Genomic DNA, 14,865 nt, shown 5'->3' with positions numbered 1-14,865 from the left:
CGTCTTCCATAAGAAAACACAGGGGCTTGTCATGAATTTTTCCGCATTACGTCGAAATCTGCTGGTGGGCTCGCTGGGCCTGGCGCTGAGCGCCGGCCTGCTCGGGCAAGCGGTTGCCGGTGAGCAGCTGCAAAAAATCAAGGACGCGGGCGTGATCAACGTCGGTCTGGAAGGCACTTATCCACCGTTCAGCTTCGTCGATGCCGACGGCAAACTGACCGGCTTCGAAGTCGAGTTCTCCGAAGCCTTGGCCAAAGAGCTGGGCGTGAAGGTCAAACTGCAGCCGACCAAATGGGACGGCATCCTCGCCGCTCTGGAATCCAAGCGTCTGGACGCGGTGATCAACCAGGTGACCATCTCCGAAGAGCGCAAGAAGAAGTACGACTTCTCCGAGCCGTACACCGTTTCCGGGATTCAGGCGCTGACCCTGACCAAGAACAAAGACACCATCAAGACCGCCGCCGATTTGGCTGGCAAGAAAGTAGGTGTAGGCCTGGGTACCAACTACGAGCAATGGGTCAAGGAAAACGTTCCAAAAGCCATCATCAAGACCTATGACGATGATCCGACCAAGTTCCAGGATCTGCGCGTCGGCCGCATCGACGCCATTCTGATCGACCGCCTGGCCGCGCTGGAATACGCCCGGAAGGCCAAGGACACTGCCGCCGCCGGCGAAGCGTTCTCCCGCCAGGAAGCCGGTATTGCCCTGCGCAAAGGCGAGCCTGAGCTGCTAGCCGCGGTGAACAAGGCCATCGACAAGCTGCGTGCCGACGGTACGCTGAAAAAGCTTTCGGAAAAATACTTCAGCGCTGACGTCACTCAATAATGGAAGAAGCTTTCCAACTTGCACTGGACTCCGCGCCCTTCCTGCTCAAGGGCGCGTACTACACGGTCATCTTGAGCCTGGGCGGAATGTTCTTCGGCCTGCTGATGGGCTTCGGCCTGGCATTGATGCGGCTGTCGCGCTTCAAACTGGTGAGCTGGATCGCCCGCATCTACGTGTCGTTCTTTCGCGGCACGCCGTTGCTGGTGCAACTGTTCGTGATCTATTACGGCTTGCCGCAACTGGGCGTCGAACTTGATCCGCTGCCGGCGGCCCTGATCGGCTTCTCGCTGAACATGGCTGCCTATGCCTGCGAAATCCTGCGTGCCGCGATCAGCTCCATCGAGCGCGGGCAGTGGGAAGCTGCTGCGAGTATTGGCATGACCCGCGCGCAGACCCTGCGTCGGGCCATCCTGCCGCAAGCGATGCGCACGGCCCTGCCACCGTTGGGCAACAGCTTCATCTCGCTGGTCAAGGACACGGCTCTGGCAGCCACCATTCAGGTGCCGGAACTGTTCCGTCAGGCGCAGCTGATCACCGCCCGTACCTTCGAAATTTTCACCATGTATCTTGCCGCTGCGCTGATCTATTGGGTTCTGGCGACTGTACTGTCGCACCTGCAGAACCAGTTGGAAGCGCGGGTCAATCGGCACGACCAGGAGTCCTGACCCAATGATTGTCGTGGAAAAACTGACAAAGCAGTTCAAGGGTCAGGTGGTGCTCAACGGCATCGATCTGCAGGTGAAGGAAGGCGAGGTGGTGGCGATCATCGGCCCCAGCGGCTCGGGCAAGACCACCTTCCTGCGTTGCCTGAATTTTCTGGAAGAACCCACCAGCGGCCGGATCAAGGTCGGTGACATCGAGATCGATGGCAGCCGCCCCTTGAACCAGCAGCAGAGCCTGGTACGACGCTTGCGCCAGCACGTGGGTTTTGTGTTCCAGAACTTCAACCTGTTCCCCCATCGCACCGCCCTGGAAAACGTCATCGAAGGCCCGCTGGTGGTGAAAAAAATCCCCCGTGCCGAAGCCGTTGCCCTGGGTAAAAAGCTGTTGGCCAAGGTCGGCCTGGCGGGCAAGGAAGACGCTTACCCGCGACGCCTCTCCGGCGGTCAGCAACAGCGTGTGGCGATTGCCCGGGCGCTGGCGATGGAACCGGAAGTGATCCTGTTCGATGAGCCGACCTCAGCGCTGGACCCGGAACTGGTAGGCGAAGTGTTGGCGACCATCCGCGGCCTGGCCGAGGAGAAACGCACCATGGTGATCGTCACCCACGAAATGGGCTTTGCCCGGGACGTGGCCAACCGCGTGGTGTTTTTCGACAAGGGTGTGATCGTCGAACAAGGCGAAGCCAAGGCGTTGTTTGCCAATCCGAAAGAGGAACGGACCCAGCAATTTCTCAGCAAGTTTCTTAATAACGCTTAGTGCAGACCTACTCGAAAACTGTCAACTTCCACGGATGGAAGTGACATCAACCCCGCCCTATAAAAGTTTTTTGTAGCTTTCAAAAACCTACTTGATTCTCCCTCATCCTAAATAACTTCCCACCACCCCATGCGGTACATATATATGTCCTGCAACAGATTCATATCGCCTGAAATCTATAAAACAGCTCGCTGTCCATGCACAAAGGGTTGCTGCCTCTTAGGCATAAAACCCACAAAATTCCGGGCTAAATTCGACAGGACGATGCGGTTTATTAACCACATCGCGTAGGAGCTTTCTGAATCACGCAAGAACTAACCTTTAACCAACCCACGCTATTGACACCTATTCAAACGCACTCTTATCTAGTCTCTAACAGGCAACAACCCTCACACTCAATCATTGTTTAAGCGCACAAATAGTTAATCGTTTTGTTGCTCGGTAATTCATACCTTTCGAACTTTCAGAAACGGACTTCGCGGCAAGGCTTCAAGGAGAGATAGCCCATGACAAGCACTTCGAACAAACCCGAACTTGCGGCCCCGACCCTGGCGCAAAGCCACAAGGCCGGCATCAACATGACCTCGGCCGCTCATCTTATGATCGACGTGCCGTCCTACCCCGGCATGGATGAAGGCGACCTGATCGAGCTGTTCTGGAACAACTGCTACGTGGCCTCCAGCGTGCTGGGAGCCGACCATGACGGCAAAGCGGTGAGCTTGCGGGTGCCGGAAAGCTTCATCGCCAATGGTTCTGCCCGCGTCCATTACAAGGTCATGCAGGTCGGTCAAGGGCCGGCGGTATCACCGGCGGCGCGGGTTCAGATCAAACTCGATTGCCCGGGCGGCCTGCTTCTTTGCGATGAGGAAAACCAGAGCCTGGCACCGGTGTTCATCCCGGAAACCATTCGCCGTCAGGGCCTCAATCCAAACCAGGTCAAACGCGGTGTGCCGTTGACCATCGAACCGTACCTGAACATGGCTACCGACGACGAAATCACCCTGCGCTGGGGCGATGTGCGCATGGACCTGCCCAAGCTCAAGGCCGGCGATGTGGGTCAACCGATTCAGGTCTGGGTACCGCCAGCGGTCATTCTCGAAGCCGGCGAAGACCTTCGACTGGAAGTGACCTACTGCATTCTCGATCGGGTGGGAAACAACTCGCGCTGGGCACCGGCACGCACCCTGAGGATCGGCTGTGCCAATCCCTACCTGAAAGTGCCGCCCAGAGAAACTCTGAGAGCAGCTGAAGCAGGAGTACCCCGCCGAATTTTCGATTGATCCCGAAAAGATCGCAGCCTTCGGCAGCTCCTACGCCAAACGCATTCCCCTGTAGGAGCTGCCGAAGGCTGCGATCTTGGCGGTTTAAAAGGTAACGACCTTCTATGCATATTCCTATAAGTTAGTTCATTAAATTTTTATACACGTTTAGGGTATATACACCGGACCACCGGACATTCTTGTTTTCGTTCGCCGCAACGATCGCGGCGTTTCCATGAGATGTGAGGTAGGTATGGTCCGGAACACAATCACCCCAGTGCAAATCGCCAGGGCATTGCGTGCAGCCAAGGAGCGGCACTGATGTCCAGTCTGGCAGATGCAATCGTCCAGAGTGATCTGGACATCGCCCCCTTGTTGTTGCCCGCGCAGGTTTTGCGCAACGACGCACAAGCCATCAAGGCAGCCCATGAGCTGGCGCACGTCGCCCGCCTGCAAGCCGCCAAACGTGACCAGCAGCGCAAGCTGCCGTGGTCGGAAATCGAACAGTTCACCCGCAGCGGCCTGGGCAGCATTGCCATCCCGCGTGAGTACGGTGGCCCGCAGGTTTCATTCGTCACCGTAGCTTCCGTGTTCGCGATCATTTCCGCGGCCGACCCGGCCTTGGGGCAGATCCCGCAGAACCAGTTCGGGATTCTCAACCTGCTACTTGGCTGCGCCACCGAGTCGCAAAAAAAACAGCTGTTCAAAAGTGTGCTCGAAGGCTGGCGAATCGGTAACGCGGGGCCGGAGCGCGGGACCAAAAATACCCTGGAGCTCAAGGCGCGGATCACCGCCGACGGCGATGGCTTCGTCATCAACGGGCAGAAGTTCTATTCCACCGGCGCCCTGTTCGCCCATTGGGTAGCGGTCAAGGCGCTGAACGACGAGGGCAAGCAAGTGCTGGCCTTCGTCCGTCGTGGTACCCCGGGCTTGCGCATCGTTGATGACTGGTCGGGCTTCGGCCAACGCACCACCGCCAGCGGCACCATTTTGCTCAACAACGTGCGGGTCGATGCCGAGCTGGTAGTGGATAACTGGAAGATCAACGACAGCCCGAATACCCAGGGTGCCGTGTCGCAATTGATTCAAGCGGCCATCGACGCCGGCATCGCCCGGGGCGCCATCGATGACGCCATCGAGTTCGTGCAAAAACGCGCACGGCCCTGGATCGACGCCAAGGTCGAACGGGCCAGCGATGACCTCTACGTGATCGCCGACATCGGCAGGCTGAAAATCGAACTGCACGCCGCCGAAGCGCTGCTGCGCAAGGCCGGGCAAGTGCTCGATCAGGTCAACGCCGCGCCGCTCACCGCCGAGTCCGCGGCACGCGCCTCGATTGCCGTGGCGCAAGCCAAAGTGCTGACCACCGAGATCTCGCTGCTGGCCAGCGAAAAACTCTTCGAACTGGCCGGCAGCCGCGCGACCCTCGCCGAATTCAATCTTGACCGCCACTGGCGCAACGCCCGGGTGCACACGCTGCACGACCCGGTGCGCTGGAAATATCACGCGGTCGGCGCTTACCACCTCAATGGAACCTTGCCTGCGCGGCATTCCTGGATCTGACGACCAGAACCTTTTTGACCAGATCTCTGGAGAAACACATGACTCTTTCTCACCACGTCGCGGTCATCACCAGCGATGAGCAAGCCTTGATCGTCGCCAGTGACCTGGCCGACGATTTCAAACGCGACAGCGCCCTGCGCGACCGCGAGCGTCGTTTGCCGCACCCGGAACTGGAAGTGTTTTCCCGTTCGGGTCTTTGGGGCATCAGCGTGCCAAAAGAATACGGCGGCGCGGGGGTTTCCAACGTCACCCTGGCCAAGGTCATCGCGCTGATCGCCCAGGCCGACGGCTCCCTCGGACAGATTCCACAAAACCATTTCTACGCCCTCGAAGTGCTGCGCGTGAACGGCACTGACGAGCAGAAAAAACGCCTCTACGCCGAAGTGTTGGCCGGCCAGCGCTTCGGCAATGCACTCGCGGAACTGGGCACAAAAACCGCCCATGATCGCGTCACCAGCCTGACTCGCGATGGCAATGGTTACCGCATCAACGGTCGCAAGTTCTACGCCACCGGCGCGATTTACGCCCAGCGCATCCCGACGTCGGTGGTGGACGAAAACGGCGTGCAGCAACTGGCGTTCGTCCCGCGCAACAGCAAAGGCCTGACCGTGATAGACGACTGGAGCGGCTTCGGCCAGCGCACCACCGGTAGCGGTTCGGTGGTGTTTGAGGATGTCTACGTCGGCGCCGAGGACGTAATCCCGTTTCAAAGCGCTTTCGAACGCCCGACCACCGTCGGCCCGTTGGCGCAGATTCTCCACGCCGCGATCGACACCGGCATCGCTCGCGCCGCTTACGAAGATGCCCTGCATTTTGTGCGCACCAAGACCCGGCCATGGATTGATTCCGGCAACGACAAAGCCATCGAAGACCCGCTGACGATCAAGAGTTTCGGCCACTTGGCTATTCGCCTGCACGCCACCGAAGCCCTGCTGGAACGCTCCGGCGAATTCCTCGACCAGGCCCAGGCCGACACCACTGCCCAGACCGTCGCCGCCGCGTCGATTGCCGTCGCCGAAGCCCGGGCCATCAGCACCGAAATTTCCCTCGCCGCCGGCAGCACGCTGTTCGAACTGGCCGGCAGCCAGGCGACCTTGATCGAACATGGTCTGGATCGCCACTGGCGCAACGCACGGGTACACACCCTGCACGACCCGGTGCGCTGGAAGTATCACGCGGTGGGCAACTACTACCTCAACGATGAAAACCCTCCATTGCGAGGGACCATCTGATGGCCGATGCCAAAAAGAAAATCCTGCTCAACGCGTTCAACATGAACTGCATCGGGCACATCAACCATGGTCTATGGACGCATCCACGGGACAATTCCACCCAGTACAAAACCATCGAATACTGGACCGAACTGGCTCAGTTGCTGGAACGCGGACTGTTCGACGGTCTGTTCATCGCCGACATCGTCGGCGTGTACGACGTCTATCAAAACTCGGTGGACGTGCCGCTCAAAGAGTCGATCCAGTTGCCGGTCAACGACCCGTTGCTGCTGGTTTCGGCCATGGCCGCCGTCACCAAAAACCTCGGCTTCGGCCTGACCGCCAACCTGACCTACGAACCGCCGTATCTGTTCGCCCGACGCCTGTCGACGCTTGATCATTTGAGCCGTGGGCGGGTCGGCTGGAACATCGTCACCGGCTACCTCGACAGCGCCGCCAAGGCCATGGGCCTGAGCGAACAGGTCGAGCACGACCGCCGTTACGACCAGGCCGACGAATACCTGCAAGTGCTCTACAAACTCTGGGAAGGCAGTTGGGAAAACGGCGCGGTGCTCAACGATCGCGAGCAACGGATCTACGCCTTACCTGCAAAAGTGCACAAGGTCGAGCACAAGGGCGAGTTCTATCAGGTCGAGGGCTATCACCTTTGCGAGCCGTCGCCGCAACGCACGCCGGTGCTGTTCCAGGCCGGCAGTTCCGATCGCGGTCTGCTGTTCGCCGGTCGGCATGCCGAGTGCGTGTTCATCAGCGGTCAGAACAAACCGGCGACCCGGGTTCAGGTGGACAAGGTTCGCGCCAGCGCCGTCGAAGCCGGGCGCAATCCCTGGGACATCAAGGTGTTCATGGGCTTGAACGTGATCGTCGGTGAGACAGAAGAGCTTGCCTGGAAGAAGCACGCCGAGTACCTGAGCTACGCCAGCGCCGAGGCCGGCGTGGCGCATTTCTCGGCGTCCACCGGGATCGATTTTTCCGAGTACGAGCTCGACGAACCGATCCAGTACGTGAAGAGCAACGCCATCCAGTCCGCCACCAAGAACCTGCAAAACAACGACTGGACCCGCCGCAAACTGCTGGAACAACACGCCCTTGGTGGCCGCTACATCACGGTGGTCGGCTCGCCGCAGCAGGTGGCCGACGAACTCGAATCCTGGATCGCGGAAACCGGCCTGGACGGCTTCAACCTGACACGGATCGTCACCCCGGAAAGCTATGTGGATTTCATTGAGCTGGTAATTCCGGAGTTGCAGCGCAGAGGGTCGTACAAGACTGCTTACGACGACGGCAGTCTGCGGGAAAAGCTGTTTCACGAAGGGGCGCATTTGCCTGGGCGACATACGGGGTCGGCGTTCCGCCGCTAAAAAGCTTCGCGGGCAAGCCTCGCTCCTACAGGTATTGGTCGTTCACAAATGTCCGGTACGGCGCTGAACCTGTAGGAGCGAGGCTTGCCCGCGATGAGGCCCGAACAGACACCAAAAATATAATGCACTGACTGGAAACCCCATCATGAAAAAGACCTACCTCTCTCACCCAGTCAAAGCACTGGCCCTGGCCCTCGGCCTCTTCAGCTCCATCACCTTCGCCGCCGACGCACCGCTGAAAGTCGGCACCACCGCCGCCTTCGCCATTCCCCTGGAAGCGGCAGTAGAAGAAGCCAACAAACAAGGCCTGAAAGTCGAACTGGTGGAGTTCAGCGACTGGATCGCCCCCAACGTCAGCCTCGCCTCGGGCGACATTGACGTGAACTATTTCCAGCACATCCCGTTCCTGGAAAACGCCAAGGCCGCTGCCGGTTTTGACCTGGTGCCGTTCGCCCCGGGGATCATCAACAACGTCGGCCTCTACTCGAAAAAGTACAAAAGCTTCGACGCGCTGCCCATCGGTGCCAGCGTGGCCATCGCCAACGACCCGATCAACAGCGGTCGCGGCCTGCAACTGCTGGCCAAGGCCGGGCTGATCACCCTCAAACCGGGCGTCGGCTACAAGGCCACCGAAGAAGACATCATCGCCAACCCGAAGAAAATCAAAATCCTTCAGGTCGAAGCCGTGCAATTGGTGCGCGCCTATGACGACGCCGATCTGGTCCAGGGCTACCCGGCCTACATCCGTCTGTCGAAGACCTTCGATGCCAGTTCCGCCCTGCTGTTCGATGGCCTCGATCACAAGGAATACGTGATCCAGTTTGTGATCCAGCCGAAAAGCAAAACCGACCCACGCCTGATCAAATTCGTCGACATCTACCAGCATTCGCCAGCCGTTCGCGCGGCACTGGATAAAGCTCACGGCAAGCTCTATCAAGCCGGCTGGGAAAGCTGAGCATGACGGCCGCAATCCAACGGCGACTGGAACTTCCGGAGCCACATAACGCCACACAAACCGAACTGCACCCAGACCTGAATCGCGCCCATGTGCGCTTCATCGACCTGGGCAAAACCTACAACGGCCAGCAAGGTCCGGTGGCGGCCCTGCACGGCATCGACCTGGCGATCCAGCGCGGCGAAGTGTTCGGCATCATCGGCCGTAGCGGCGCCGGCAAGTCGTCGCTGATCCGCACCATCAACCGCCTCGAACAACCAAGCAGCGGGCGGGTGCTGATCGATCAGGTGGACATCGGCGAGTTCGATGAAGACCGCCTGGTGGCGCTGCGGCGGCGGATCGGCATGATCTTCCAGCACTTCAACCTGATGTCGGCCAAAACGGTTTGGCAGAACGTCGAATTGCCGCTGAAAGTTGCCGGTGTGCCCAAGGAGCAACGTGAGCGCAAAGTTCGCGAACTGCTGGAACTGGTCGGCCTGCAAGAGAAACACAAGGCCTACCCGGCGCAGCTTTCCGGCGGGCAGAAACAACGCGTCGGCATCGCCCGCGCGCTGGTGCATGACCCGGAGATTCTATTGTGCGATGAGGCGACTTCGGCCCTCGATCCGGAGACCACGCAATCGATCCTCGGCCTGTTGCGCGAGATCAATCAGCGGCTGGGCCTGACCATCGTATTGATCACCCACGAGATGGCGGTGATCCGCGATATCTGTGATCGGGTCGTGGTACTGGAACACGGGCGAATCGTCGAGCAAGGGCCGGTCTGGGAAGTATTCGGCAACCCGCAACATGAGGTCAGCCAGACCTTGCTCGCGCCGCTGCAGCACGGCCTGCCGGAAGAACTGCAAAACCGCTTGCGTCCACAACCGCAGTCTTCGGACGCCGCTGTGGTGCTGCGCTTGCAATTCACCGGCAGCGCCAGCGACGAGCCAGACCTGGCGGCGCTGTTCAGCGCCCTCGGTGGCCGCGTGCGCTTGCTGCAAGGCGGCGTGGAACGGATTCAGGGGCATGCCCTCGGGCAATTGCTGCTGGCGGTGACCGGTTCGTCCCTTGGCGCCGAGGCATTGCGTCAGCGCGCCGGCCACTGGGCGCAACAGGCGGAGGTGCTGGGTTATGTGGTTTGATCGGTTGCTTCAGGGTTTTATCGACACGTTTTTGATGGTGGGTGTGTCGTCACTGATCGCGTTGTTGGCGGGCATTCCATTGGCGGTGATTTTGGTCACCAGCTCCAAGGGCGGGATCTACGAAGCACCGGCGCTGAATCGCGCGCTGGGCGCGTTTGTGAATCTGTTTCGCTCGATTCCGTTTTTGATTTTGATGGTGGCGTTGATTCCATTTACCCGGCTGATCATCGGCACCACGTATGGCGTGTGGGCCGCGGTGGTGCCGCTGACCATCGCCGCCACACCGTTCTTCGCGCGCATTGCCGAGGTCAGTTTGCGGGAAGTCGATCATGGGTTGATTGAAGCGGCGCAGGCGATGGGCTGCCGGCGCTGGCATATCGTCTGGCATGTGCTTTTGCCTGAGGCGTTGCCGGGAATTGTCGGTGGTTTCACGATTACGTTGGTGACGATGATCAACTCGTCAGCCATGGCCGGGGCGATTGGGGCCGGTGGGTTGGGGGACATCGCTTATCGGTATGGGTATCAGCGCTTTGATAGCCAGATCATGTTGACAGTGATTGTGTTGCTGGTGGTGTTGGTGGCGGTGATTCAGCTTGGAGGGGATCGGTTGGCGCGGGGGTTGAACAAGCGTTGAGCGATCTTGGCGCCATCAAATTCACCGATCAAAGGGAAGTTTTCGCACAAGAAAATCAGAGTGCCAGCAGGCCCGATCCCTTTCATTTGCAGGACATTTCCTAGATCATTCCGCTCGCTTGCGCCTGCCAAATTCCGTGGCTAGTCTCGGTCCGTCACTGCTCATCAGTGATCGGGTTTAGTAGCCCGGATCAATAGGCGCATAGCAATCCCATGCTCATGTCCGGCAATTTTTGCCGCATTGCAGAATATGGTGGCTGTGCGTGGGGCATCTTCGGGTGCACCGGTTTTCCTATTGACCGGCCTACTAACCTGCGTACAGCCACCACCCAATCGTTTAGTAGGCGATAAGTGATGGCTCCCATGCAGCAATAGGAGCAATACCATGGAAAAATCCGTTCCCGACCCGCCCCTCGAAACATCCTCAAACAAAGCTGACGACCTGCTCAAGGACCGTTCCGCGCTCTACCGTGCGATCGATTTCCATCTGACTGGCAAGCAGCCCACAGCACCCGATGAATTGCGCTTCTACAACGTCAGCGAAGACGTGAGCTTCGAAGACGCTCAGCTCTATGTGGCTGATCTACTGCGCTGCGCCTCGGTCACGGCGTATCAGTGTGGCGATCAACTCAAGGGGGCCGATCGGGCGTTGGTGTTCTCCGTCTGGCATTTGCTGGAGATTGCCAAGGCGATGGTTGATCGGTCCATTGAATGTCTGGGGATGAAACAAAGCTGAGTCAGGCCGTAATCATTGGTTGGCAGTGATATCGCCTTCGCGGGCAAGCCTCGCTCCTACAGGATTTATGTCGCTCCCCCTGTAGGAGCGAGGCTTGCCCGCGAATGGCTGCGCAGCAGCCCCCGGCGTCATGGCGTATATTCGGCGAACCCCAATTGCCTGCGCAGCCAACCATGAAACAGACTCCCGACGACCTGGAGCAGATCACCTCCACCACGCTGAGCCATTACAACGCGGTGGCCGAAGACTTCCGTGAAGGCACTCGCGATCACGATGTCAGCCAGAACATCGATGCCCTGCTGCGGCATATTCAGGGTGAGGCGCCGTTCACCCTACTCGACTTCGGCTGCGGCCCTGGCCGCGATCTGAAAACCTTCACGCGCCTGGGCCACACCGCCGTCGGCCTCGACGGTTCGGAAAAGTTTGCGCAGATGGCGCGGGAGGACAGTAGTTGCGAAGTCTGGCAGCAGGACTTTCTGAAACTCGACCTGCCGGCCGAGCGGTTTGACGGGATTTTTGCCAATGCGGTGCTGTTCCACATCCCGAGTCAGGAATTGCCTCGGGTGTTGAAGCAGCTGCGCGGGGCGTTGAAACCGGGTGGGGTGTTGTTCAGCTCCAACCCGCGCGGGGAGAATCAGGAAGGCTGGAACGGGCCGCGTTATGGGGCTTATTACGATCTTCACGCGTGGCAGGAACTGCTGACCGAGGCGGGGTTTGTGGAGTTGGAGCATTACTACCGGCCGGCGGGGCTGCCGCGCGAGCAGCAGCCTTGGTTGGCGAGTGTTTGGCGTAAGCCGGTGTAGCCGGTCAGGCGCTATCGCGAGCAGGCTCGCTCCCACAAAGTATCTTCATTGAACACAACATCTGAGTCAGTCGCCGATCCAGTGTGGGAGCGAGCCTGCTCGCGATGGCGATCAGAAAGTCACCGCATGGCTCAGAGGCTCACCCCAATAAAAACGCCGACGCTGTATTAGCCGCCGGCGTTTGAAACCTTGAAGTGGTTCGAGACTGCGGTAAATCAGAACGCCGGCAGTACCGCGCCGCTGTACTTCTTGGCGATGAATGCTTTCACTTCAGGACTGGTCAACGCCTTGGCCAGTTTCTGGATGGCAACGCTGTCCTTGTTGTCTGGACGAGCCACCAGGAAGTTCACGTAAGGCGAATCGGCACCTTCGATCACCAACGCGTCTTTAGCCGGGTTCAAACCTGCATCCAGCGCGTAGTTGGTGTTGATCATGTCCAGATCGACCTGGTCCAGAACACGCGGCAGCATGGCCGATTCCAGTTCCTTGAACTTGAAGTTGTGCGGGTTCTTGGCGATGTCTTTCGGCGTGGCCAAAGCGTTTTTCGAGTCTTTCAACTCGATCAGACCAGCCTTCTGCAGCAGGATCAGGGCACGGCCACTGTTGCTGCCTTCGTTCGGGATGGCGATGGTTGCACCGTCTTTCAGCTCAGCCAGGCTTTTGACTTTCTTCGAGTAGCCGCCGAATGGTTCGACGTGTACACCGATCACGGTCACCAGGTTGGTGCCTTTACCTTCATTGAAGCTTTTCAGGTACGGCAGGGTCTGGAAGTAGTTGGCGTCCAGACGCTTCTGGTCGACCTGCACGTTCGGCTGAACGTAGTCGGTGAAGACTTTGATCTCCAGGTCCACGCCTTCTTTGGCGAGGGTTGGCTTGATCAGCTCAAGAATCTCGGCATGTGGAACCGGCGTCGCCGCAACCACCAGTTTTTCGCCGGCCTGGGCCAGGCCCGCAGTCAGGGCAGCCGCCAATGCGGTGAACAACAGAACCTTTTTCATGCAGTGTCCTTATCGAAAAATCACGGTCGTCATCGACGACGGCTTGTTTAATATGAGTGCAAGCGAAGTGCTACTGCTGGCGTGACGCGGACAATACCGGGATTTTTTATTCCCGAACAATATCTTTTATTCACTTTCATATTCCATTTTGTTCATACAACCGCCACGCCCGATGTAGGAGCTGCCGAAGGCTGCGATCTTTTGATTTTGGCGATTTCAACGCCACCAAAGATCAAGATCAAAAGATCGCAGGCTGCGCCAGCGCCTACAGAAGGCCGGTGGCTTTAAGCAGTTTTTTCAAGGCCTCTTTTTCGGTGGTAGAACCGTTGCCGAGAATTTGTTTGAGTTGCCGCTCGATCTGTAGCAGCGACACCTGCGCCTCAGGCAGATTCAAATGCTCCGGCAAAATCTCGTCGCCGGTGCTCACCAATAACGCAAAGTGAATAACGTTCTCCAGCTCTCGGGTGTTGCCCGGCCAACTGTGCTGCTCCAGCAATTGCTGCGCGGCTTCGCTGATCAGCGGCACCGGTAAGTCGAGCCGCTGGCTGTAGATGCCGAGAAAGTATTCGGCCAGCGACAAAATATCGCCCACCCGCTCACGCAATGCCGGCAGTTCGAGCTGGCCTTCGCTGAGATAGTGATAAAGCCGCTCATGGAATTTCCCGGCCGCCACCGCCTGAGCCAGATCGATGCTGGTGGCCGCCACCAGACGTACATCCACCGGGCTCGGCTGATGAGCGCCTACGCGGGTGACTTCGTGGTTCTCCAGGGCGGCGAGCAATTTGATCTGGATCGGCAGCGGCAGGTCGCCGATCTCATCCAGATACAAGGTGCCGCCGTTGGCCGAACCAAACCAGCCAGCGCGACTGCTGGCCGACCCGCTGTAACTGCCGGCGGCATAGCCGAACAATTCAGCGTCGGCGTAGGTCGGGCTGATCGCCCCGCAATTGACTGACACGAACAATCCACCACGATCACTGGCGCGATGGATATGTCGCGCCAGCAATTCTTTACCGCTGCCGGTTTCGCCGCGGATCAACACCGAGATCGAACGTGGCGCCAGTTGTTCCAGCTCCTGGCGCAATTGCCGGGAACGTGGATCGACGAACACCAACGCCTTGGCGCGAATGCTCAGCGGGCTTTTTTCCGCATCGGGAAAGGTCAGCAGCGGCTGACCGAACGTTTCATGCAAGCTCATGACAGACTCCCGCCCAAAACCGCCGGGAGACGGGGGCCGATTCCAAGAAAAAGAAAAAACAAAAAAGAAAAGGTTCAAGCCCGACGCAAGGCGTGCTGTTCCATGCGGTTTTGCAGACGATAGAGGTACGCAAAACCCTGCTCCCAGCGCTGGTGACCGGACTTCACGTTGATGTGCCCGGCCCCCGATAAAATCCCCGCTTCGGCGCCCCACTGACGCGCCAGTTCAAGCGCCCGTGGCGCGCTCACGGCGCTGTCGTTGTCGGAGCTGACGACCTGGCTCGGGAACGGCAGCAAATGGGTCGGGATCGGTGCAAAGTTACGCAGGGCCGGCGCGCAGGCCGGGCGCTCGACGTCCGCTGGCGCGACCAGCAACGCGCCGCGCACCTGACGCAAGAATGGCAACGGTGCCGTGGCCGCCCAATGGGCGACGGTGATGCAACCCAGGCTATGGGCGATCAGAATCACAGGTGTGCTGTCGGCGGCAATCGCCTCGGCCAGTGCCGCGACCCAATCTTCGCGACGAGGCGTCAGCCAATCGGCCTGCTCCACCCGCGCACTGTTGGGCAGGCTGTTCTGCCAATGGGTTTGCCAATGATCTTCTGGCGATCCTTGCCAGCCCGGCACAATCAGGTAGCGAATTGATTCGTTGCGCATGGGGGAGCTCTCCTGCTGCGTGTCTGTTCCTGACCGAGTATAGGGAGGAGAGTTATGTTCGTTAAGGAATAAGAAGCTATTTATTAAGATCTATATGGAATATGA

At 58.9% G+C, this 14,865-nt stretch carries 15 protein-coding genes; 12 read left to right on the top strand and 3 right to left on the bottom strand.

Annotation, left to right across the window (positions count from 1 at the left end; genetic code table 11):
• Positions 1 to 31: 31 nt before the first annotated feature.
• From tcyJ to KGB14_RS10770, 12 genes are all read left to right on the top strand, one after another.
• Positions 32 to 826: a cystine ABC transporter substrate-binding protein gene (gene tcyJ, locus KGB14_RS10825; protein ID WP_223486392.1), complete on the top strand. Its 795-nt coding sequence runs from the start codon at positions 32 to 34 to the stop codon at positions 824 to 826.
• Positions 826 to 1,491, top strand: a complete 666-nt coding sequence (gene tcyL, locus KGB14_RS10820; RefSeq protein WP_192307450.1) for a cystine ABC transporter permease — start codon at positions 826 to 828, stop codon at positions 1,489 to 1,491. Before tcyJ ends, tcyL begins: the two co-directional genes overlap by 1 nt.
• A gap of 4 nt (positions 1,492 to 1,495) precedes the next feature.
• Complete coding sequence (gene tcyN / locus KGB14_RS10815; RefSeq protein ID WP_223486391.1) at positions 1,496 to 2,245, top strand: L-cystine ABC transporter ATP-binding protein TcyN; 750 nt, start codon at positions 1,496 to 1,498, stop codon at positions 2,243 to 2,245.
• A gap of 506 nt (positions 2,246 to 2,751) precedes the next feature.
• Positions 2,752 to 3,525 carry a hypothetical protein gene (locus KGB14_RS10810; RefSeq protein ID WP_223486390.1) on the top strand — a complete coding sequence of 258 codons (774 nt, stop codon included), beginning with the start codon at positions 2,752 to 2,754 and terminating at the stop codon, positions 3,523 to 3,525.
• A gap of 300 nt (positions 3,526 to 3,825) precedes the next feature.
• Positions 3,826 to 5,067: an SfnB family sulfur acquisition oxidoreductase gene (locus KGB14_RS10805; RefSeq protein WP_223486389.1), complete on the top strand. Its 1,242-nt coding sequence runs from the start codon at positions 3,826 to 3,828 to the stop codon at positions 5,065 to 5,067.
• Between the two features lie 38 nt (positions 5,068 to 5,105).
• Positions 5,106 to 6,299: an SfnB family sulfur acquisition oxidoreductase gene (locus tag KGB14_RS10800; RefSeq protein ID WP_223486388.1), complete on the top strand. Its 1,194-nt coding sequence runs from the start codon at positions 5,106 to 5,108 to the stop codon at positions 6,297 to 6,299.
• Positions 6,299 to 7,657, top strand: a complete 1,359-nt coding sequence (locus tag KGB14_RS10795; protein WP_223486387.1) for an LLM class flavin-dependent oxidoreductase — start codon at positions 6,299 to 6,301, stop codon at positions 7,655 to 7,657. The genes KGB14_RS10800 and KGB14_RS10795 overlap by 1 nt, the downstream gene beginning before the upstream one ends.
• A 145-nt stretch (positions 7,658 to 7,802) precedes the next feature.
• On the top strand, positions 7,803 to 8,612 hold the full coding sequence (locus KGB14_RS10790) for a MetQ/NlpA family ABC transporter substrate-binding protein (protein ID WP_223486386.1): 810 nt from the start codon (positions 7,803 to 7,805) through the stop codon (positions 8,610 to 8,612).
• Positions 8,613 to 8,614: 2 nt separating this feature from the next.
• Entirely contained in the window at positions 8,615 to 9,736 is a 1,122-nt protein-coding gene (locus KGB14_RS10785; RefSeq protein WP_223486385.1) for a methionine ABC transporter ATP-binding protein, read from the top strand.
• Positions 9,726 to 10,370, top strand: a complete 645-nt coding sequence (locus KGB14_RS10780) for a methionine ABC transporter permease (protein WP_223486384.1) — start codon at positions 9,726 to 9,728, stop codon at positions 10,368 to 10,370. Before KGB14_RS10785 ends, KGB14_RS10780 begins: the two co-directional genes overlap by 11 nt.
• A gap of 384 nt (positions 10,371 to 10,754) precedes the next feature.
• The gene (locus tag KGB14_RS10775; protein WP_223486383.1) at positions 10,755 to 11,105 is read left to right on the top strand and encodes a DUF6124 family protein; all 351 of its coding nucleotides are present in this window, start codon (positions 10,755 to 10,757) and stop codon (positions 11,103 to 11,105) included.
• 173 nt (positions 11,106 to 11,278) lie between these two features.
• The gene (locus KGB14_RS10770; RefSeq protein WP_223486382.1) at positions 11,279 to 11,908 is read left to right on the top strand and encodes a class I SAM-dependent methyltransferase; all 630 of its coding nucleotides are present in this window, start codon (positions 11,279 to 11,281) and stop codon (positions 11,906 to 11,908) included.
• Positions 11,909 to 12,123: 215 nt separating this feature from the next.
• On the opposite strand, the gene KGB14_RS10765 is transcribed toward KGB14_RS10770, so the two are convergent.
• The 3 genes from KGB14_RS10765 to KGB14_RS10755 form a co-directional block, all read right to left on the bottom strand.
• Entirely contained in the window at positions 12,124 to 12,906 is a 783-nt protein-coding gene (locus KGB14_RS10765) for a MetQ/NlpA family ABC transporter substrate-binding protein (RefSeq protein ID WP_223486381.1), read from the bottom strand.
• Between the two features lie 265 nt (positions 12,907 to 13,171).
• On the bottom strand, positions 13,172 to 14,104 hold the full coding sequence (locus tag KGB14_RS10760; RefSeq protein ID WP_223486380.1) for a sigma 54-interacting transcriptional regulator: 933 nt from the start codon (positions 14,102 to 14,104) through the stop codon (positions 13,172 to 13,174).
• A gap of 74 nt (positions 14,105 to 14,178) precedes the next feature.
• Positions 14,179 to 14,760 (bottom strand): alpha/beta hydrolase, encoded by a 582-nt coding sequence (locus tag KGB14_RS10755; RefSeq protein WP_030131588.1) that lies wholly within the window; start codon positions 14,758 to 14,760, stop codon positions 14,179 to 14,181.
• Positions 14,761 to 14,865 lie beyond the last annotated feature (105 nt).

Origin of the sequence: Pseudomonas sp. A-RE-19 (genome assembly GCF_019956555.1) — a bacterium.
In the GTDB taxonomy this organism is placed as follows: domain Bacteria; phylum Pseudomonadota; class Gammaproteobacteria; order Pseudomonadales; family Pseudomonadaceae; genus Aquipseudomonas.
The sequence above is the reverse complement of the archived record's forward strand: the minus strand, read 5'-3'. Positions and strand labels throughout refer to the sequence as shown.